The following is a 1,095-nucleotide window of genomic DNA, read 5'->3' on the forward strand; positions in this document are numbered from 1 at the left end:
GGGCCACCGCGGGGCTCCCGCCCCGCCTCGCTGCGCTGTGCGAGTCGCTCGTCGAGGACGGGCTGCCGGACATCGCGGTCGGCCACCCCGGCGAGTGGGGTCTCGCCGTGCCGGTGGAGGGCTTCCCCGAGCACCGGATCGACGGCTGCTTCGAGGCCGCCGCGATGCACCTGTTCGGCTACGACGTGACGGGCCCGCTGCCCCGCCGCGCGATCCACTTCTGCGGCTTCGGGCACGCGTTCTGCCACGCCGTGCTGCTGCCGGTGCTGCTGCTCGCGCAGGACGTCAAGCTGCCGCAGGACTTCAACGTCAACGAGTCGTACGTCATCGAGGAGGGCGTCCAGGAGGGCAACGTCTGGGCGCTCGACCTGCTCACCGAGTACGGCTCCGACACCCTGCGCCGCCACGTCCTCCAGGCCCGCCCGCTGGGCCGCCGCACGGTCTTCCGGCGGGAGCGGCTCGCGGCCGCCCGGCACGAGCTGGACGAGAACTGGAACAGCTGGCTGTCCCGGCTCTTCTCGGCCGTACGGGAGGAGTGCGGCGGCCTCGCCCCGCAGGCGCTGCCCGGCGGCACCGGCTGGGAGATCCTGGAGCGGCGGCTCCACCGGGGCGTGGACGACCTGCGCGAGGCCTACGGCCCCGACGCCTTCGACCCGCGCCGGGCGGTCGCCGTCCTCGACGAGATGGTCCGCTCGGTCGCCGACTTCGGTCACGTCAACGCCCACGAGCGGTGCCGGCCCAGCACCTCCTGCCGCCATCTCCCGGCCCTCGCCGCCCAGTTGGCGGTGGCGTCGGCCCTCGCGGCCTGGTCGCGGCCGGTGATGCCGGAGGGCGCGGACCGGCTCGCGTCGGCACTGCGGGTGGAGCCGGGGCGCCCGGTCGACTGGCAGGCCCTGACGGGCCCGCTGCCGGGGACCAGGCTGGCACCGCCGTCAGGGCCGGTCTTCGGGTTCTGACGCCTCGCCACACCTCCGTACTACTAAGCAACTAAGTACTTCCGTAGGAATGCCCCCTGCCGCGTGACCGTGCGCGCGAGCGACGCGCAGGGACACGTGGCCCCCACTCCTCAGGAGCCCCACGTGTCCCTGCGCGTCG

1 pseudogene is annotated in these 1,095 nt (G+C 74.3%); it reads left to right on the forward strand.

What is annotated here, in order from left to right:
- Positions 1-956, forward strand: a pseudogene (locus tag CCN56_RS36330) (methionine--tRNA ligase); the annotation flags it as partial.
- Positions 957-1,095 lie beyond the last annotated feature (139 nt).

It is taken from the genome of Streptomyces sp. NRRL B-24572 (assembly GCF_002156145.1).
GTDB classification, from domain to species: Bacteria; Actinomycetota; Actinomycetes; order Streptomycetales; family Streptomycetaceae; genus Streptomyces; species Streptomyces vietnamensis.